The sequence below is a fragment of the Micromonospora sp. WMMD1155 genome (genome assembly GCF_029581275.1).
Taxonomy (GTDB): Bacteria; Actinomycetota; Actinomycetes; order Mycobacteriales; family Micromonosporaceae; genus Micromonospora.
Genome location: NZ_CP120742.1, coordinates 2,476,466 through 2,495,609 on the forward strand (window position 1 = coordinate 2,476,466; position 19,144 = coordinate 2,495,609).

General features: G+C 72.6%; 18 protein-coding genes. 11 read left to right on the forward strand and 7 right to left on the reverse strand.

The genetic code is table 11. The features are described from left to right. Entirely contained in the window at positions 1 to 564 is a 564-nt protein-coding gene (locus O7617_RS11155) for a YbjQ family protein (protein WP_282263308.1), read from the forward strand. A 143-nt stretch (positions 565 to 707) separates the two neighbouring features. Here O7617_RS11155 and purB read toward each other — a convergent pair whose 3' ends face one another. The 4 genes from purB to O7617_RS11175 all read right to left on the reverse strand — a co-directional run bounded on the left by purB (position 708) and on the right by O7617_RS11175 (position 7,016). Beyond that, positions 708 to 2,132, reverse strand: coding sequence for an adenylosuccinate lyase (gene purB, locus O7617_RS11160; protein ID WP_145778179.1), 1,425 nt, complete (start codon positions 2,130 to 2,132; stop codon positions 708 to 710). Positions 2,133 to 2,192: 60 nt separating this feature from the next. Continuing rightward, positions 2,193 to 4,589 (reverse strand): hypothetical protein, encoded by a 2,397-nt coding sequence (locus tag O7617_RS11165; protein ID WP_282263314.1) that lies wholly within the window; start codon positions 4,587 to 4,589, stop codon positions 2,193 to 2,195. Next, a complete protein-coding gene (locus O7617_RS11170) occupies positions 4,555 to 5,568 on the reverse strand; it encodes a glycosyltransferase family 2 protein (RefSeq protein ID WP_282263315.1) in 1,014 nt (337 codons plus the stop codon). The genes O7617_RS11165 and O7617_RS11170 overlap by 35 nt, the downstream gene beginning before the upstream one ends. 155 nt (positions 5,569 to 5,723) lie before the next feature. Then, the gene (locus O7617_RS11175) at positions 5,724 to 7,016 is read right to left on the reverse strand and encodes an acetyl-CoA C-acetyltransferase (protein ID WP_282263317.1); all 1,293 of its coding nucleotides are present in this window, start codon (positions 7,014 to 7,016) and stop codon (positions 5,724 to 5,726) included. A gap of 55 nt (positions 7,017 to 7,071) precedes the next feature. Between O7617_RS11175 and O7617_RS11180 the strand changes: the two genes are divergently transcribed. The 7 genes from O7617_RS11180 (at position 7,072) to O7617_RS11210 (ending at position 14,095) form a co-directional block, all read left to right on the forward strand. Next, a complete protein-coding gene (locus O7617_RS11180; protein ID WP_282263318.1) occupies positions 7,072 to 8,430 on the forward strand; it encodes a 3-oxoacyl-ACP reductase in 1,359 nt (452 codons plus the stop codon). Positions 8,431 to 8,561: 131 nt separating this feature from the next. After that, on the forward strand, positions 8,562 to 9,377 hold the full coding sequence (locus O7617_RS11185) for a MaoC/PaaZ C-terminal domain-containing protein (RefSeq protein WP_282264705.1): 816 nt from the start codon (positions 8,562 to 8,564) through the stop codon (positions 9,375 to 9,377). Positions 9,378 to 9,470: 93 nt separating this feature from the next. Next, positions 9,471 to 10,223: an NUDIX domain-containing protein gene (locus tag O7617_RS11190; protein WP_282263319.1), complete on the forward strand. Its 753-nt coding sequence runs from the start codon at positions 9,471 to 9,473 to the stop codon at positions 10,221 to 10,223. Further along, positions 10,220 to 11,188, forward strand: coding sequence for a serine/threonine protein kinase (locus tag O7617_RS11195; RefSeq protein WP_282263321.1), 969 nt, complete (start codon positions 10,220 to 10,222; stop codon positions 11,186 to 11,188). Before O7617_RS11190 ends, O7617_RS11195 begins: the two co-directional genes overlap by 4 nt. Positions 11,189 to 11,197: 9 nt before the next feature. After that, complete coding sequence (locus O7617_RS11200; RefSeq protein WP_282263322.1) at positions 11,198 to 12,157, forward strand: hypothetical protein; 960 nt, start codon at positions 11,198 to 11,200, stop codon at positions 12,155 to 12,157. Beyond that, on the forward strand, positions 12,154 to 13,416 hold the full coding sequence (locus O7617_RS11205) for an adenylosuccinate synthetase (RefSeq protein WP_282263323.1): 1,263 nt from the start codon (positions 12,154 to 12,156) through the stop codon (positions 13,414 to 13,416). Before O7617_RS11200 ends, O7617_RS11205 begins: the two co-directional genes overlap by 4 nt. Positions 13,417 to 13,474: 58 nt before the next feature. Next, positions 13,475 to 14,095, forward strand: coding sequence for a DedA family protein (locus O7617_RS11210; protein ID WP_282263325.1), 621 nt, complete (start codon positions 13,475 to 13,477; stop codon positions 14,093 to 14,095). A 45-nt stretch (positions 14,096 to 14,140) separates the two neighbouring features. On the opposite strand, the gene O7617_RS11215 is transcribed toward O7617_RS11210, so the two are convergent. Then, positions 14,141 to 14,782: a response regulator transcription factor gene (locus O7617_RS11215; protein WP_282263326.1), complete on the reverse strand. Its 642-nt coding sequence runs from the start codon at positions 14,780 to 14,782 to the stop codon at positions 14,141 to 14,143. Next, positions 14,779 to 15,930, reverse strand: a complete 1,152-nt coding sequence (locus tag O7617_RS11220) for a histidine kinase (RefSeq protein ID WP_282263327.1) — start codon at positions 15,928 to 15,930, stop codon at positions 14,779 to 14,781. Before O7617_RS11220 ends, O7617_RS11215 begins: the two co-directional genes overlap by 4 nt. A 167-nt stretch (positions 15,931 to 16,097) precedes the next feature. Between O7617_RS11220 and O7617_RS11225 the strand changes: the two genes are divergently transcribed. Continuing rightward, complete coding sequence (locus O7617_RS11225) at positions 16,098 to 16,766, forward strand: DedA family protein (protein ID WP_282264706.1); 669 nt, start codon at positions 16,098 to 16,100, stop codon at positions 16,764 to 16,766. Here the strand turns inward: O7617_RS11225 and O7617_RS11230 are convergent. Further along, a complete protein-coding gene (locus tag O7617_RS11230) occupies positions 16,741 to 17,379 on the reverse strand; it encodes a TetR/AcrR family transcriptional regulator (protein WP_282263329.1) in 639 nt (212 codons plus the stop codon). The two genes, O7617_RS11225 and O7617_RS11230, sit on opposite strands and share 26 nt — an antisense overlap. 68 nt (positions 17,380 to 17,447) lie before the next feature. Here O7617_RS11230 and O7617_RS11235 point away from each other — a divergent pair, with 68 nt between their 5' ends. Continuing rightward, a complete protein-coding gene (locus O7617_RS11235) occupies positions 17,448 to 17,900 on the forward strand; it encodes an SCP2 sterol-binding domain-containing protein (RefSeq protein WP_282263330.1) in 453 nt (150 codons plus the stop codon). A gap of 1 nt (position 17,901) precedes the next feature. Next, complete coding sequence (locus O7617_RS11240) at positions 17,902 to 19,116, forward strand: acyl-CoA dehydrogenase family protein (protein WP_282263331.1); 1,215 nt, start codon at positions 17,902 to 17,904, stop codon at positions 19,114 to 19,116. The last annotated feature ends 28 nt before the right edge of the window (positions 19,117 to 19,144 follow it).

Below are 19,144 nucleotides of genomic sequence, written 5' to 3' on the forward strand. Positions count from 1 at the left end.
ATGGTCGGCCCCGTGCCGGGCGTCCGCGCCGCGCGGTTTTGCAGCATCCGATCAGGTGAACAATGCGCCCGATCGGGTCGGGCCGCTCCTGACAGCATCGGAAACGTGCTGGTCGTGACGACGGAGCAACTGCCCGGCTACGAGATCCGCCAGATTCTCGGTGAGGTGGTGTCATCGATGGCCAGGACGCGCAACCCGTACCGCGAGGGGGTCAAGAACCTGCGCGGTGGCGCGTACGACCCGATGGCCCCGGACAACCTGACCCGGTGGCGCACCGACTCGGTGTCCCGGCTCGGCGAGGAGGCCCTGCGCCTCGGCGCGAACGCCGTGATCGGCATGCGGTTCGACAGCCGGGACTGCGGTGAGATGTGGATGGAGATCTGCGCGTACGGGACGGCCGTGATCGCCGTACCCGTCATGCCCGAGGTCATGCCGGCCGACCAGCCCGCGGTCGCCGCGGAGACCGCCACCGACCCGGCCTTCGCCGAGTCTCTCGGCGGCATCGCCGAACCGGCCAGCGCCCCCAACCTGAGAACAGCCGCCGAAACCCCCACCGGCGAGTAGCCCCCACCGGGACCCCGGCGCCCGCCGTCGCCCTGTTGATCAAGAGGTTTCGGTCAGCAGGGAGATCGAAGATGACACAAACCTCTTGATCACCGGGGTGCGGAGGGGCGCCCGGGGAGGTGGGAGGTAGGAGGTGGGATGGGTTAGAGGATGGGGGGTGGGCTGTAGGTGGCGGCTTCGGGGTGGGTCTCCACCACCTTGGTGATCCGCTTGGTCACCGCTGCCACCTGGGCCTGGGCGGCGCCGACGAAGGCGCTGCGGTCGGCGACCAGGGTGTCGATGTCGGCGCGGGACAGGCCGAGCCGGCCGTCGGCCGCCAACCTGTCGAAGAGGTCGTTCTCCGGGGAGCCCTTCTCGCGCATCGCCAGGGCCACCGCGACCGCGTGCTCCTTGATCACCTCGTGGGCGACCTCCCGACCGACGCCACGCCGGACCGCCGCGACCAGGATCTTGGTGGTGGCCAGGAACGGCAGGAACCGCTCCAACTCCCGGTTGATCACCGCCGGGTACGCGCCGAACTCGTCGAGCACCGTCAGGAACGTCTGGAACAGCCCGTCAGCGGCGAAGAACGCGTCCGGCAGGGCGACCCGACGGACCACCGAGCAGGACACGTCCCCCTCGTTCCACTGGTCGCCGGCCAGCTCGCCGACCATCGACAGGTAACCCCTGATGATCACGGCGAAGCCGTTCACCCGCTCCGACGAGCGCGTGTTCATCTTGTGCGGCATGGCGCTGGACCCGACCTGGCCGGGCTTGAAGCCCTCGGTGGCCAATTCCTGGCCGACCATCAGCCGGATCGTGGTAGCCAGCGACGACGGCGCCGCGGCGGTCTGCGCCAGCGCGGCCAGCACGTCGAAGTCCAGCGAGCGGGGGTAGACCTGGCCGACGCTGTCCAGCACCCGGGAGAAGCCCAGGTGTTCGGCGACCCGCCGCTCCAGCTCGGCGACCTTGTCGGCGTCCCCGTCGAAGAGGTCCAACTGGTCGGCGGCAGTGCCGACCGGGCCCTTGATCCCCCGCAGCGGGTACCGGGCGATCAGCTCCTCCAGCCGCTCGTACGCGATCAGCAACTCCTCCGCCGCCGAGGCGAAGCGCTTGCCCAGCGTGGTGGCCTGCGCCGCCACGTTGTGCGAACGGCCGGTCATGACCAGCTCGGAATGCTCGTACGCCAGGAAGGCGAGGCGGGCCAGGGTGGCGACCACGCGGTCCCGGATCAGCTCCAACGAGGCACGCACCTGGAGCTGCTCGACGTTCTCGGTCAGGTCCCGCGAGGTCATGCCCTTGTGCACGTGCTCGTGCCCGGCGAGCGCGCTGAACTCCTCGATCCGGGCCTTCACGTCGTGCCGGGTGACCCGCTCCCGCTCCGCGATCGAGGCGAGGTCGACCTGGTCGAGCACCCGCTCGTACGCCTCGACCACGCCGTCCGGCACCGCGACACCCAGGTCACGCTGGGCGCGGAGCACGGCGAGCCAGAGTCGCCGCTCCATCCGGACCTTCTCCTCCGGAGACCAGAGGGCGACCAGTTCGGGCGAGGCGTACCGGTTGGCGAGCACGTTCGGGATCGTCGTCACGTACCTCATTGTCCCGCACCCGCTGACCGGCGCCGGGACCGGGCCGGAACCCCGGAGCGGTCAGGAACGGGTGAGCTCGTAGACGGTCACCGAGCCGGCGACCAGCCGAACCTGGGCCAGCCGGGCCAGCTCCGGCGACACCGTGCCCGCCCTGGCGTCGGCGAACAACCACCGGACCCGGTGAACCGTGCGGAGGCGGTCCAGGTCGGCGACGGTCGGCGAGGTGAACACGCCGTCGTTGAGCGCGAGCAACTCCTGGTCGGGGAAGTTCTGCCGCGCGTACCCCAGGTTGTCGACGCCGTGGGCGGCCACTACCGCGTCGGTGTAACCCCAGCTCTCCACCACTGTGCGGTGCCCGCCCAGCCCGGTCACCCAGAACGCCCGGGCGTCGCAGTGCGGGGTGGTCCGCACGGGACGGCAGTGGACGTTGGTGGCGACCACGTCCTCGTCGCCCGCGTTCTCGTCCAGCCACAGCGCCGCGCGCATCTCGTCGACGGTCAGCGCGTACGGCTGGGGCCCGGTCGCCGGCACCGGCTCGGTGAGCACCGAACGGACGAGGCCGCCCAGCGGGACGGCGGCGCTGGCGCCGAGCATCGCCGCGGTGACCCCGGCCACCGCGATCGTGGCCGTTCGCCGCCGTCCTCCCGCTACGGGCACCCGTCGACGCCACAGGGCGGCCACCCCGACGGCGAGCGCGGCGGCCACCGCGAGGAACAGCACGTACCGGACCGCCGAGACGCCGAGCACCCGCAGCCAGCCCTCGATGGTGGACGTCCCCGGACGGGCGATCCTCGGCAGCGCGAAACCCACGGTGCCGGCGGTGACGAGCGCCGTCACCGCGCCGGCCAGACCGGGCACCACCAGTACCGGCCAGGGCGCCCGGGCCGCGGCGAGCGCCCAGACGGTCAGCACCGTGCCGACCGGAATGACACCCATCCAGAAGTAGATCTGGCTGATCGACGGGTGCTGGAAGACCCAGGTGGTGGCGGCACCGGCGAGCACCGTGCCGGTGAGCAGCCAAACGGCCTGATCGGCTCTGCGCCCACTGTCGGCGAGCATGCTCATGCCCACCCAGCGGGGTGCCTGGCCCAGCACCCACCAGACAACCACGCTGAACGCCAGCAGCCACCCGAGGGCACCGCCGTCGTTGATGCCCGGCGGCAGTGGCGCATCCGGCCAGATCCCGTCGCCCCCGCCGAGGGTCTCGGCGTACGGGGCGATGAAGTGCAGCAGCGCCAACGCCTGCACGCGCAGCGTGGACGCCCCACCGCCGGCGAACAGCCGGAAACCGAGCGCCATCGCCGCGACGAGGCAGGCCAGCGCCACCAGGGCAGGCCGGGGAAGCCGCCGCTCCCGCCACCAGAACACCGCCGCGGTGAGACCCAGGGCGGCGATCAGCGGTGGCAACGCGCTGGACTTCGCTCCCGCGCAGACCAGGCCGAGCGCCGGAACCATCCCCCAGGCCAGGCCGAGGGGACGTCCCCGGACGACGTCGACGCAGAGCCCGGTGAGCAGCAACAACGGCACCAGCACGTACGTCTGGGACGGGCTGCCGTACGACAGTGGAATGTCACCGGACACGCCCACGGCCGAGCCGAGCGTGACGGTCGTCCCGACGAAGCCGGTGACACCGACCACCGGGCCGGTCCAGATGGCACCGCCCAGGTCGCGGGCGAGCCCGGCGGCGAGCACCACCGCCACGCCGACCACCGGTACCAGCCACAGCCGCAGCAGCACCGTCGTCGGTGCGATGCCAGTGATCATGCTGCCGCTGGCGATGTGGGCGTCGGAGAGGTAGTGGTAACGCAACGCCTCCCCCGCGACGTGCGGCAGCTCGAACGGCATCGCCCGCGTCAACTCCTGCACCAGACCCAGGTGGTAGAGCACGTCCTGGTAGTAGCCGCCGGACACCGGGGGCAGCGGGACCATCCGCCACTGGACGTACCCCCAGGCCAGCACCACCAGCAGCGCCCCGCCCATGCCCCAGTGCCAGCCGACCGGCAGCGGGCGGCGCTCGCCGGCCCGCCAGTGCCGGCGCAACCGGGGCACGGCGGCGAACGCGACGAGTACGGGTAGCGGCCACCATCGCAGCAGGGTCTGTTGACCGGTCGCCGCGGCCGACGCCCAAGCGATGATCTCCAACAGCAGGCCGGTGGCCGCGCCGAAGCCGAGGTCCTCGGCGAGGTTGCCGCGACTGCCGCGCAGCGCGCGGTGCACCAGGGTCCCGGGGAGCACCAGCCCGAACGCCCAGTACGCGGAGAACCGGGCGAGGTCCGGCACCGGCACGCCGCCACGTGACCACACCACGAGCAGTGCGCCGATCACGAGCGCCCACGGGAGCGTGCTGAGAACCAGCGCGAGAGCATTCCGGCGCGGGGCCGAGGCTGGGGCCGGAATGTCGACCCGCTCGGCCAGCAGGGCGTCAGCCACGGAGGCGGACGACGTCGTGACCGACACGACCACGTGCACCTGTCTCCGCGCCCGGAACACCGTCCCGGGAGTCGAACCCGACGTGGAAGGCGGGCCGGTTCTGCACCGTGGCGTAGATCCGGCCGACGTACTCGCCGAGCAGGCCGAGACAGACCAACTGCACCCCACTGAGCAGCAGCACCGCGACGAACATCGAGGTCCAGCCGGGGATGGTGGCACCGGAGACGTGGACGACCACGCCGAACACGATCAGGGCCAGGCAGAGCAGGAAGCTCGACATTCCCATCCAGGTGGCCAGGCGCAGGGGTGCGGCCGAGAAGTTCGCCGTGCTCTCCCAGGCCAGCGCGACCATCCGGCGCAGCGGGTACTTCGTCTCCCCGGCGGCACGGGCCTCGCGGTCGTAGCGCACCTCGGCGCTGGGGAAGCCGAGCGACGGCACCAGCAGCCGGTAGACCGGGGCACGTTCGGGCAGGTCGCGCAGCACCTCGATCACGTCCCGGCTGAGCAACCGGAAGTCACCAGCCTGCGCGGGCAGGTCGACACCGACGAGCCGACGCATCGCCCAGTAGTAGCCCCGGGCGGTGTTGCGCTTGAAGACCGTGTCGGTGCTGCGGTCGGCGCGCACCCCGTAGACGACGTCCACCCCGTCCTCGCGGGCCACCCGAAGCATCTCGGCGATGGTCTCCGGCGGATCCTGAAGATCGGCGTCCAGGCTGACCACCCAGTGTCCGACGGCCCGGTGGAGACCGGCGGTCAACGCCGCCTGGTGACCGCTGTTGCGCCGCAGCCGGAGCACTCGGAGTTGGGGCCAGTCGCGGCCGTGGTCGAAGAGCACCGACACGGTATCGTCCCGACTGCCGTCGTCGACGGCGACCACCTCGTACTCGACACCGAGCGCGTCCAGGACCGGCCGCAGCCGGGCGACCAGAGCCGGGATGACGGCGGTCTCGTTGAACATCGGGATGACCACCGAGAGGGTGATCGTCTGTGGAACGACAGACTCCATGGAGATACGGCCCCGTTCCGCACGCAGGAGTGATCGATTCCGCGCCGAGGGCGCGGCAAGGATCACCATTGCGCGGTGAACTCTCCGCCAGCGGGCCGACTACTGAACGGACCGTTAACGTCTGGTGCCAGGTGGTTCGGTAACCGACGATCCGCTCAACGCTCCAGGATCGCGGTCACGCCCTGACCGCCGGCCGCGCAGATGGAGATCAGCCCGCGTCCGCTGCCCTTCTCGGCCAGCAGCTTGGCCAGGGTCGCCACGATCCGCCCGCCGGTGGCGGCGAACGGGTGGCCGGCGGCCAGCGAGGAGCCGTTCACGTTGAGCCGATCGGTGTCGACAGTGCCCAGTGGGGCGTCCAGGCCGAGCCGGTCCGTGCAGAACTCCGGCGACTCCCAGGCCGCGAGGGTGGCCAGCACCTGCGAGGCGAACGCCTCGTGGATCTCGTAGTAGTCGAAGTCCTGCAACGTCAGCCCGGCCCGGGCCAGCATCCGGGGCACCGCGTACACGGGGGCCATCAGCAGCCCTTCGTCGCCGTGCACGAAGTCCACCGCCGCCGTCTCCGACCAGCTGAACCAGGCCAGCACCGGCAGGTTGTGCGCGGCGGCCCACTCCTCGCTGGCGAGCAGCACGGTGGACGCGCCGTCGGTGAGCGGTGACGAGTTGCCGGCGGTCATGGTGGCCTGCTCGGCGTCCGGGCCACGGGTGCCGAAGACCGGCTTGAGCGAGCCGAGCTTCTCCACGCTGGTGTCGGGGCGCAGGTTCTGGTCGCGGGTCAGTCCCAGGTACGGCGTCATCAGGTCGTCGAAGAAGCCCCTGTCGTACGCGGCGGCGAGCCGCTGGTGCGAGCGCAGTGCCAACTCGTCCTGGGATCGCCTGTCGATCTGCCAGCGCAGCGCGGTGCGGGCGGCGTGGTCACCCATGGACAGGCCGGTACGCGGTTCGGCGTTGCGCGGGACGTCCGGCTTGAACGGCTGGAGCGGGCGCAGCTTCGCGGCGATCTTCAACCGCTCGCCGAGGGTGCGGGCGCTGTTGAGCTTGAGCAGCGTGCGACGCATCTCCTCGTTGACCGCGAGCGGCGCGTCGGAGGTGGTGTCGACGCCGCCGGCGATGCCCACGTCGAGTTGACCGAGGGCGATCTTGTTGGCGACGAGGATCGCCGCCTCCAGGCCGGTGCCGCAGGCCTGCTGGATGTCGTACGCGGGGGTGTGCGGGTCGAGCCGGGAGCCGAGGACCACCTCGCGGGTGAGGTTGAAGTCGCGGGAGTGTTTGAGCACCGCCCCGGTCACGACCTCGCCGACCCGTTGCCCGGCCAGCCCGTACCGGGCGATCAGCCCGTCCAGCGCCGCGCCGAGCAGGTCGGCGTTGGACGCGTCCGCGTAGCGGGAGTTGGAACGGGCGAAGGGGATGCGGTTGCCCCCGATGACCGCGACCCTCCGGATGCTCTGCACGATCCGCCTCCTCGCAAAGTGTTGCTCGAACCCTACTCGCCAGTAGGCTACGCCCATGACCGACAGGTACGCGAGCTTCGTCCAATCGGCCGCCGGCCGCGCGCTGGTCAAGCGCCTCGGGCTCCCCGATCCGCCTCGACTGCGCCGGCACCACCCCGGCGACCCGCTGCTGCCCGGGCCGGCAGTGCTCGGCGCGGCCACCGGCGGTCGGCTCGCCGAGCCGGTCGGCACGATCCTGACCACCGCCGGGGTCGAGCTGCGCGATGCCGCCGACGCCGGACCTCAGGACCGCTTCGGAGCACTGGTGTACGACGCCAGCGGCATCACCGACTCCACCCAGCTCCGCCGGCTCTACGACTTCTTCCACCCGCACGCCCGGGCCGTGCTGCCCAGTGGCCGGGTGATCGTGCTGGGCACCCCGCCGAACGAGTGCCCGACGCCCCGCGAGGCGACCGCCCAGCGCGCCCTGGAAGGGCTGGTCCGCAGCATCGGCAAGGAGTTCGGTCGGGGCACCACCGCCCAGCTCGTCTACGTGACCCGCCAGGTCGACGGCACCGGCACGCTCACGAGTCTCGAATCGACTCTCCGGTTCCTGCTCTCCGGGCGGTCGGCGTACGTCTCCGGTCAGGTGATCCGGGTCGGCGCGGGCGAGGCGAGCGTCCCGGCCGACTGGGAGCGCCCTTTGGACGGGCAGGTGGTGCTGGTCACCGGTGCCGCCCGGGGGATCGGGGCGGCGCTGGCGAAGGTGCTCGCCCGCGACGGCGCGCGGGTGGTGGCCCTGGACATCCCCGCCGCCGGGGACGCGCTCGCGGCGGTGGCGAACGACATCGGCGGCACCGCCGTGCAGCTCGACCTGACCGCACCGGACGCGCCGACCCGGCTCGCCGACCACCTGGCCAGTCGGCACGGCCGGGTCGACGTGGTGGTGCACAACGCCGGTATCACCCGGGACAAGACGCTCGGCCGGATGGATGCCGACCGGTGGGACCAGGTCCTCGACGTCAACCTCTCCAGCCAGGAGCGGATCAACGACGTGCTGCTGGAGCGGGGGTTGATCCCGGTCGGCGGGCGAATCGTGTCGGTCTCCTCGATCGCCGGGATCGCCGGCAACCGGGGCCAGACCAACTACGCCACCAGCAAGGCCGGGGTGATCGGGCTGGTCGACTCGCTCGCCCCGACCCTGCGGGAGCGGGGCATCAGCGTCAACGCGGTGGCTCCCGGCTTCATCGAGACCCGGCTGACCGCGCGCATCCCGCTGGTGGTCCGGGAGGCGGGGCGGCGGATGAACAGCCTGGCCCAGGGCGGCCTGCCGGTGGACGTGGCCGAGACGATCGGCTGGTTGGCCTGGCCGGCGAGCGGCGCGGTCAGCGGGAACGTGGTCCGGGTCTGCGGCCAGAGCCTGCTGGGGGCGTGATGCGGGAACCGGACGACGACCTTTCCCTGCACGAGCTGATCGACGGCCCGACCGAGGCGCTGACCGCGGAGACGCTGTCGGCGGCTCTCGACCCGGCGGCGGGCGGCCGCACCCGGGTCGACCTGCCCCGGATGCCGGCGGTCGGGGCGTTGAACCGGCGGGCGCTGCTCGGCGCGCTGCCGGGTCTCGGCGGCGGACGACGAGGGAGCGGCCTGCCGGCTGTCGAGCTGACCGTCGGCGGGGTGACAGTCGACCGGGCACGCCTGGCCGACTACGACCGGGTCTGCGGGTTCCGGCTCAGCGATCGACTGCCGGGGACCTTCCCGCACGTCCTGGGCTTCCCCCTAGCGCTGCGGCTGATGACCCTGCCGGCGTTCCCGCTCCCGCTCACCGGCCTGGTGCACATCGGCAACCGGATCGCCGTGCACCGCCCGATCACCGCCGACGAGACACTCGACTTCACGGCGTACGCCGAGAACCTGCGCCCACACGACCGGGGGCGGCAGGTGGACGTGGTGCTCGTCGGCTCGGTCGACGGCGAGACGGTCTGGGAGGGTGTCTCGACGTACCTGGGTCGGGAACGCAAGCCCGGCGGCGGCGATCGGGGTGGGCGGCCCGACGCGCCGGTCGGCACGGCCCGCTGGCGGGTGGAACCTCGCGTCGGCACGGAGTACGCGCGGGTGTCCGGAGACCACAACCCGATCCACACCTCCCGGCTCGGTGCGCGGCTGTTCGGCTTCCACCGGCCGATCGCGCACGGCATGTGGAGCAAGGCGCGCTGCCTGGCCGCGGTGGAGAACCGGCTGCCGGACTCGTACGCCGTCGAGGTCGCCTTCAAGCTGCCGGTGCCGCTGCCGAGCACTGTGAGCTTCGCGCTGCTGCCGGAGGGCGGGTTCGCCCTGCACGACTCGCGCGGTCGACCGCACCTGGCGGGTCTCGTGCGCTGACGCGCCCCTGCCGAGCAGTTCGGGCTTGGCAGGGGCGTGCCCATGCGCTAAGTTCTTCTCACATAGAGATGTTCTCAATATGAGAGGGACGACGTGGACGAGCAGAAGTTCCTGGACGCGTACGACCCCCGGGCCTATCCCGCGGTCGCGGTCACCGTCGACGTGGTCGCGTTCACCATCCGCGACGACGCCCTGCACCTGCTGCTGATCCGGCGCGGCCAGGCACCCTTCGAGGGGCACTGGGCGCTGCCCGGCGGTTTCGTCCACCCCGACGAGGACCTGGCCGCCGGTGCCCGGCGCGAGCTGGCCGAGGAGACCGGGCTCGGCGGTGACGGGCTGCGCCGCGTACACCTGGAGCAGTTGGGCAGCTACGGCGCTCCCGACCGCGACCCGCGGATGCGCATCGTCTCGATCGCCCACCTCGCGTTCGCCCCCGACCTGCCGGACCCGGCCGCCGGCACCGACGCCGACGAGGCGATCTGGCTGCCGGTGACCGCGCTGAGCAGCCGGCAGCTCGCCTTCGACCACGGTCGGATCATCGACGACGCGCTGGAGCGGGCCCGATCCAAGCTGGAATACACCCCGCTCGCCACCCGCTTCCTCCCCGGCGAGTTCACCATCAGCGAGCTGCGTGCCGTCTACGAGACGGTCTGGGGTCACCCGCTGCACGCCGGCAACTTCCACCGCAAGGTGCTCTCCGTGCCGGGCTTCGTGGAGAGCACCGGCGCCAGCACCGAGCGCGGCGGCAGTCGGGGCGGCCCGCGCGCCCGGCTCTACCGGGCCGGCGACGCCCGGCTGCTGCACCCGGCCCTGCTGCGCCCGGCCCGTGAGGAGACGGTGCGATGAGGACGGCGGAGGCCATCGGCCTGGTCGCGGCGGCCCGCACCGACGCCGACCTGTTCGGCGCGGACCAGCCGGCCCGGCGCTACCGCGAGCTGGTCGCGGCCCTGCACCCCGACCACCTGCCGGCCGACCCGGCGGTACGCGCCGAAGCGACCGAGGCGTTCATCCACGTCACCACCAGGTGGCGGGCCCGGCGGGTAACCGTCCTCGGCGACTACCGGCTCGGCGCGCCGGCCCACTCCGGTGACCTGGCCGACCTCTACGACGTGGGCGACGACCGGCTGCTCAAGCTGCCTCGGCGGCCCACCGACCACGACCTGATGGCCCGCGAGGCACACGCCCTACGCACCATCGCCGAGCGCGGCGACCCGCGCTACCTGCCGTACGTGCCCCGGCTCGTCGACGAATTCCGGCACCACGACACCGCCACCGGCGCGGAACGGCGGATCAACGTGCTCGCCACCGCACCCGGCCTGCACGACCTCGACGAGGTGCGGCGCGCGTACCCCGACGGGCTGGACGCCCGGGACGCGGCCTGGATGTGGCGGCGGCTGCTGGTGGCGCTCGGCCTGGCCCACCGGGCGGGCGTGGTGCACGGCGCGGTCCTGCCGCGCCACGTGCTGATCGAGCCGGAGGCCCACGGCGTGGTGCTCGTCGACTGGTGCTTCTCGACCCCCGTCGGCGGCACCGTCCCGGCGGTCGTGCCCGGCCACGGCTGGGACCCGGAGGAGGTCGTCACGAAACAGCCCTGCGGCCCGGGCACCGACATCGCCATGGCCAGCCACTGCATGAGCTGGCTGATGGGGCCGCGCGCACCCCGGGAGCTGCACACCTTCGCCCAGGGCTGCCGACAACGGTCACTGGACGCCCGGCCCGACGACGCCTGGCGTCTGCTCCGCGAACTCGACCAGGTGCTGGACCGGCTCTACGGGCCGCGCACCTTCCGACCCTTCACCCTCACCCCCTAAGGAGCTGTCATGGGCAGTGGAATCTGGTCCACCGACGTGTACGACGCCGCCGACCGCTACCGCCGGTCCACCGGCAGGAGCGCCTTCTCGTACAGCGACAGCGGGGCGCGCACCGTGCACCCCGCGCTCGACCCTCGCGACGCGACCCGCGAGAGCCGCGACTCCGACGAGCACCCCCGCTCGACGCCCGTCGCGGTGCTCTTCGACGTGACCGGCTCGATGCGTACGGTGCCGCGTGTCCTGCAGACCAAGCTGCCGCAACTGCTCGGGCTGCTGCAACGGCAGGGCTACGCCAGTGACCCGCAGATCATGTTCGGCGCGATCGGCGACGCCACCTGCGACCGGGTGCCGTTGCAGGTCGGGCAGTTCGAGTCGGACAACCGGATGGACGACGACCTCGGCCGGATCGTCCTCGAAGGCGGTGGCGGCGGTCAGATGTCCGAGTCGTACGAGCTGGCGATGTACTTCATGGCCCGGCACACCAGCACCGACAGCTGGGAGAAGCGTGGCCGGCGCGGTTACCTGTTCATCATCGGCGACGAGTTGGCGTACAAGCAGGTGAAGGCGCGGGAGGTGGCCCGGCTGATCGGCGACGACCTGGCCGAGGACGTGCCGTTGCGGCAGGTCGTCGACGAGGTGACCCGCCGCTGGGACACCTACTACCTCCTCCCCGCCGGCAGCCACTACGCGGGCAACGCCACGGTGCTCGACTTCTGGCGGGACCTGCTCGGGCAGAACGCCGTCGTGCTCGACGACCTGAACGCGGTGTGCGAGACCATCGCACTCACCATCGGCCTCGGTGAGCAGGCCATCGACCTGGACGAGGGCCTGCGGGACCTGGACCGCGCCGGATCCGCCGCCACCGGCACCGTGTCCAAGGCGCTGGCGCGCCTCGGCCGGGAGCGGCGGGCCGAGGTGTCGACGCTTCCCGCGTTCCGCGACACCACCGGCGGGGTGACCCGGCTGTGAAGCACGTGGCGGTGGTCGACCTCGGCTACGGCGACGCCGGCAAGGGCACGGTGGTGGACTGGCTCTGCGCCACCCGACCCGTGCACACGGTGGTCCGCTTCAACGGGGGCGCGCAGGCGGCACACAACGTCGTGCTGCGCGACGGGCGGCACCACACGTTCGCGCAGTTCGGCGCCGGCACGTTCCACAGCGGTGTCGGTACGCACCTGTCGCGGCACGTGGTGGTGGACCCGCTGGCCCTGGCCGCCGAGGCCGACCATCTCGCCACGGTGGGGGTGACCGATGCGCTCGACCGACTGACGGTCGACTCCGAGGCGTTACTCGCCACCCCGTACCACCGGGCCGCCAACCGGGCCCGGGAGATCGCCCGGGGAGCCGACCGGCACGGCTCCTGCGGGCTCGGGGTGGGCGAGGCCGTCGCGTACGGTCTCGCCCATCCGGACGACGCGCCCCGGGTCGCCGACTGCCGCAGCCCGGCACTGCTGCGCCGTCGGCTGACCGCCCTGCGGGATCGGTTGACCGCCGAACTCGGCCCGCTGGACGCGCCGCCGGTCGAGGACTGCCTGCCCGCGTACACCGGGTTCGCCGGGCGGGTCACCATCGTCGACCGGAGCTGGCTGGCCGGTGCGCTGCGCTCCGGCACCTGCGTCTTCGAGGGCGCGCAGGGGGTGCTGCTCGACGAGTGGCACGGCTTCCACCCGTACACGACGTGGAGCACCACCACGTTCGCCAACGCCGACAGCCTGCTCGCCGAAGCGGGTCTGCCCGGCGACGTGACCCGGGTCGGGGTGCTGCGCGTCGTCACAACCCGGCACGGTGCCGGTCCGTTGGTGACCGAGGACCCGGCGCTGCCGTTCACCGACCGGCACAATGGCACCAACCCGTGGCAGGGCCGGTTCCGGTTCGGCCACTTCGACGCGGTCGCCCACCGGTACGCCCTCGCCGCCGCCGGTGGGGTCGACGGCCTGGCGTTGACCCACCTCGACCTGACCGGCCCCGACCTGCGGATCTGCCGCCGCTACGACACCACCGACCGGCTCACCCCCGGCCCGCCCGGCGACCTGGACCGGCAGGCCGCGCTCACCGACCGTCTGCTGCGCTCCCGCCCGCTCTACGACGACCCGCCGACGGACTGGGCGGAGGCCGTCGGCGCGGAGCTGGGCACACCCGTGGTGCTGACCTCGCAGGGGCCCACCGCCGACGACAAGATCGCGCACGGCCCGCTGCTCGCCCCACCGGTCCTGGTCCCCGCGGGCTGAGGCGTCGTGTTCCGGCGACTCGGCCACCGGGCGGCCCACACCCGGCGAGCATGGGGGCATGGACGCCCTGCTCGACCTCCTCCGTGGGACGGTCACATCGCCGTGGGTGTACCTGGTGATCTTCGGGCTCACCGCGATCGACGCCTTCTTCCCGGCGGTGCCGGGCGAGGCAGCGGTGATCACCGCCGGGGTGCTGTCGGCCAGCGCCGGTCACCCCAGCCTGACCTTGGTGATCGTCAGCGCCGCCGTCGGCGCGCTGGTCGGCGACCACATCTCCTACGCCATCGGTCGGGGCGGCGGGTCACACCGGCTCGCCCGGCTGCCCGATGGCAGCCGGCGGCGGGCCGGCTCCGACTGGGCCCGCCGGGCCGTCGACCGGCGCGGCGGCGTCATCCTGACCACCAGCCGGTACGTGCCGGGCGGCCGGACGGCGGTCACCCTCACCATGGGCGCGGTGCGCTATCCCCGCCGGGCATTCCTGCTGTACGACAGCATCGCGGCGGTCACCTGGGCGCTCTACTGCGGGCTGCTCGGTTACTTCGGCGGGCTGGCCTTCGAACGTGAGCCCGTGAAGGGCGTACTGGTCGGGGTGGGGGTCTCGCTGGTCATCACGTTCGGTCTGGAGGGGATCCGCTGGCTGCGCCGCCGCGCCCACCGCCACGCGGCCGCCCGCCGCTGACCGGGCCGCCGCCTCCCGTTGACCGCCCCGCCGCCGGGGAACCCGTCACAGCAGGTCGGCGTCGTGCACCAGGATCGCCAACTGCACCCGGTTGTCCACGTGCAGTTTCGCCAGCGCCCGGCTGACGTGTGCCTTCACGGTGGCCTCGCTCATCGCCAACCGCCGGGCGATCTCCGCGTTGCCGTGCCCGCGCGCCACCTCGCGCACGACCTCCGACTCCCGCGTGGTGAGCGGTGCGAGCCGCTGGCGAGCCGCGTCCCGGCGGGCCGGGCCACGATCGGCGAACGAGCTGATCAACCGCCGGGTCACGGTCGGGGCGAGCATCGCGTGCCCGGCGGCCACCGTCCGGACGGCGGCGGCCAACTCACGGGGCGGGGTGTCCTTGAGCAGGAAGCCGACCGCACCGGCCCGCAGTGCCCCGTGCACGTACTCGTCGAGGTCGAAGGTGGTCAGCATGATCACCTTCGGGCCGGCGGCGACCACCTCGGGCGCGACGATCAGCCCGTCGACGCCCGGCATCCGCACGTCGAGCAGCACCACGTCGGGGCGTAACCGCTGGGCCTGCTCCAGCGCGCCGGCGCCGTCCGCCGCCTCACCGACGACTGTGATGTCCTCCGCCGCCTCGAGGATCAGCCGCAGCCCGGCCCGCACCAGCTGCTCGTCGTCGACCACCACCACCCGGATCACGCCGCGCCCGCCAGCGGGATCAGGGCCCGGACCAGGAAGCCGCCGCCCACCGGAGCCGCCTCCAACCGGCCGCCGAGCAACTCCACCCGCTCACGCAGCCCGAGCAGGCCCTGCCCGGCACCGGGCAGCGCCGACCCACCCTCGGACGGGCCGTTGCGGACCAGCACCTCCAGCCCGTCGGGCAGATAGCGCAGGCAGACCGTCGTCTCGGCGTCGGCCGCGTGCTTGCGCACGTTGGTCAGCGCCTCACGAACCACCCGGTACGCGGTACGCCCCAGCGTCGCCGGTAGCACCGTCGGCACACCCTCGTCCTGCCGGAACACCCGCAGCCCGGCGGCGCGGGACTCCCCGATCAACTCGTCCAACGTGTCGAGCCCTCGCTCCGGCGTCACGGCCGGGCCGGCCTGGCGCAGCACACCCAGCACCTCGCGCAGGTCGGTGAGCGCCTGCCGGCCGGTCGTCCGGATCAGCGTGGCCGCCTCGACGGTCGCCGGGTCCGCGGCGGTTACCTCCAGCGCCCCGGCATGCACCACCATCAGCGAGACCCGGTGCGCCACCACGTCGTGCATCTCCCGGGCAATCCGGGTCCGCTCCTCGGCGCGGACCCGGTCGGCGCGGGCCTCCTGCTCGCGTTCCAGCCGCTCGGCCCGGTCCCGCAGCGCGGCGAGGGTGTCCTGGCGCGCCCGCACCCACAGGCCGAAGACCAACGGGAGCCCCACCAGACAGGCGGCGAGCAGCAGCACGTTGCCGGTGCTGGCGGTGGTGATCCGGCGTACGCCACCCACCGCCAGCCCGACCAGCACCCCACCGGTCAGCACCACTGCCGCACCGGCGAGGTAGCCGGCGAGTTGGCGACCGCGCAACCGCAGCCCGGCCTGGTACGAGGCCAGCACCCCGGCCGCCGCCGCGGCGAGCACCAACCAGCCGACCGCCGCGGCCAGGAACAGCGGCCAGCGACGGGTACGAACCGTGCCTGCGGCCCACGCCGAGCCCAGCGCGATCAGCAGCACCACCGCGCCCGGCAGTGGCGATCGGACCCCGATGTCACCTGTCGCGCTGGCCCGGACGGCCGCGGCGACCAGGACGGCGAGCAGCAGCGGGGCGTACCGCTGGACGACCCGCCGGAGGGCGACGGCGCTGAAGGCCACCCAGCGAGCGTAGGGCTCAGCCGACGGATCGGGCCGCCCCGCGCCGCCGGACCGGGGCGCGGTGGGGGAAGACCCCTACCCGCCCTCGGGGACTGTCGCTACCTAAGTAGTGGCGTCCACCTGACCACTGGCCGATGTCGGCCACCGCCGGCGGGACCAGCATCGGGATCATGGATCTGCTCGACCTGCTGCACGACACCATGTCCTCGCCCTGGGTGTACCTGGCGATCTTCGCGATCGCGGTGCTCGACGGCTTCTTCCCGGTGGTGCCGAGCGAGACCGCGGTGATCACCGCAGGGGTGTTCGCGGCCTCCGGAGCGCCGTACCTGCCGGCGGTGATCCTGGTGGCCGCCGCCGGGGCGCTGGTCGGCGACCACATCTCGTACGCCATCGGGCGGGGCGGCGGCACGCGCCTGCTCGACCGGCTGCCGCCCGGCGGTCGACGCCGAGCCGCCATCGACCGGGCCCGGCGGGGGATCGCCACCCGGGGCGGTCTGATCCTCACCGTGGCCCGCTACATTCCGGGCGGTCGGACCGCTGTCACACTCACCATGGGCGCGGTGCGTTATCCCCGGCGACGGTTCCTGGCCTTCGACGCGCTGGCCGCCAGCTCGTGGGGGCTCTACTCGGCGCTTGTCGGCTACCTCGGCGGCCTGGCCTTCGAGCAGGACCCGCTGCGTGGTCTCCTGCTCGGTCTGGGCCTCGCCCTGACGGTGACGGTGGTCGTCGAGGTGGTCCGCTGGCTCCGTAACCGCCGCCGTGCGACGCGGGCCGGCGAGCCGGGCACCGACGCTGTCTCCGCCGGGGCCGTCAGTCGGCCGGCGGACGCCAGGTGACGCCGTGCAGCAGTTGGGCGGCGCCGAGCCAGGCCACGTTCATCATCCGGGTCGCCGTCCTCTCCGGGTCGGCGTCCGGGTGGTCGGCGAGCCAGTCGGCCAGTGACTCGGTCGCGCCGACCAGGGCGTACGCGACGACCTCCAGGTCGATGGCGGCGATCTCGCGGCCCTCGGCGCGCAGCGCGTGGTCGAGCATCCCGGCCACCACCTCGACCAGCCGGGCCCGCATGGTGGCGAGTTCGCCGGCGAACGGCTGCTCGCCCCGGGCCTGCCGGTAGAGCACCGCCCAGCCGTCCCGGTGGGCGCCCACGAAGCCGAAGAACGCCTTGAGCCCGCGCCAGAGCCGCTCGTCGGCCGGCAGGTCGGGGGCCGCCGCCCCGGCGATGGCCTGCATCATCCGGGTGCCCTCCCGGTGCAGGCAGGCGACGAAGAGCTCCTCCTTGGTGCCGAGGTACGCGTACACCATGGGTTTGGAGATGCCGGCGTCCTCCGCGATCTCGTCCATGCTGGCGGCGTGGAAGCCGCGCCGGGAGAAGACCTTCACGGCTGCGTCGAGCATCTGCTGCTCGCGGACGGCGCGTGGCAGGCGCTTGAAGGCGGGAGGGGTGGACACCTTGCGAGCATACCTACTCGTGCGTAGGGTTACGCGCGAGTAGCCAATTCTTCCGGAAGGCGCACCTGATGACTGACTTCGACCCGGCCACCTTCGCCAACGTGGGCCCCAAGGAGTTCGCCCAGCTGGTCAAGTCCACCCCGGACGACAAGATCGCCCAGGTGATGTCCGGTGACCTGCGCGGCAAGATCCTCGGTGAGGTGTTCAACCGGATGCCGTCGCTGTTCCGTGCGGACCGGGCCGGCTCCACCAACGCGGTCATCCACTGGGTCATCACCGGTCGCCCGGACGGTGGCAGCGACACCTACGAGGTGGTCATCGCCGACGGCAAGTGCGTAGTGAACGAGACCCCGCAGCACGACCCGAAGCTGAGCCTGACCATGGGCCCGGTCGAGTTCCTGAAGATCGTCTCCGGTGGTGCCAACCCGGTGATGATGTTCATGACCGGCAAGCTGAAGGCGAAGGGCGACCTCGGCCTCGCCGCCAACATCGCCAACCTGTTCGACATCCCCAAGGCCTGACATGGCTGAGTTCTCGCTCGACCTGAACGAGGAACAGCGGGACCTACGCGACTGGGTGCACGGCTTCGCCGCCGAGGTCGTGCGCCCGGCCGCGGCCGAGTGGGACGAACGTGAGGACACCCCGTGGCCGGTGATCCAGGAAGCCACCAAGGTCGGCCTGTACGGCTTCGAGTTCCTCGCCACCTGCTGGGCCGACCCGACCGGGCTCTCCCTGCCGATCGCCAGCGAGGAGCTCTTCTGGGGTGACGCCGGCATCGGCCTCGCCATCTTCGGCACCTCGCTCGCCGTCGCCGCCATCTACGGCGCCGGCACCCCGGACCAGATGGTCGAGTGGGTGCCGCAGTGCTTCGGCGACGCCGACTCACCAGCCGTCGCGGCGTTCTGCACCAGCGAGCCGGAAGCCGGCTCCGACGTCGGCGCGATGCGCACCCGTGCCGTCTACGACGAGGCCACCGACGAGTGGGTGCTCACCGGCCAGAAGGCGTACGCCACCAACGGTGGGATCGCCGGCGTGCACGTGGTCACCGCCTCCGTCGACCCCACACTCGGCTCCCGGGGCCAGGCCGCGTTCGTCGTACCGCCCGGCACCCCCGGCCTGGCCGCCACCCGCAAGCTGCGCAAACTCGGCCTCCGCGCGTCGCACACCGCCGACGTCTTCCTCGACGGGGTACGCGTGCCCGGCCGTTGCCTGCTCGGCGGGCGGGACGCCCTGCTGGACCGCCTCGACCGGGCCCGCTCCGGTCAACGCGCCACCGGACAGGCCGCCATGCGGACCTTCGAGCTGTCCCGACCCACGGTCGGCGCGCAGGCGTTGGGCGTGGCGCGGGCCGCCTACGAATACTCCCTCGACTACGCGAAGGACCGGGTCCAGTTCGGACGGCCCATCATCGAGAACCAGGCTGTCGCGTTCACGCTGGCCGACATGCGGATGGAGATCGACGCGGCGCGGCTGCTGGTGTGGCGGGCCTCGTGGATGGGCCGCAACAACCGCCCGTTCACCGCGGGCGAGGGCTCGATGTCCAAGCTCAAGGCCGGTGAGGTGGCGGTGTCGGTCACCGAGAAGGCGGTGCAGTTGCTCGGCGGGGCCGGTTTCCTGCGCGACCACCCGGTCGAACGGTGGTACCGCGACGCCAAGATCTACACCATCTTCGAGGGCACCTCCGAGATCCAACGACTGGTCATCTCCCGGGCGATCTCCGGGATGCAGATCCGCTGAAACCCGGCTCGACCGTCGCGCCGAACGC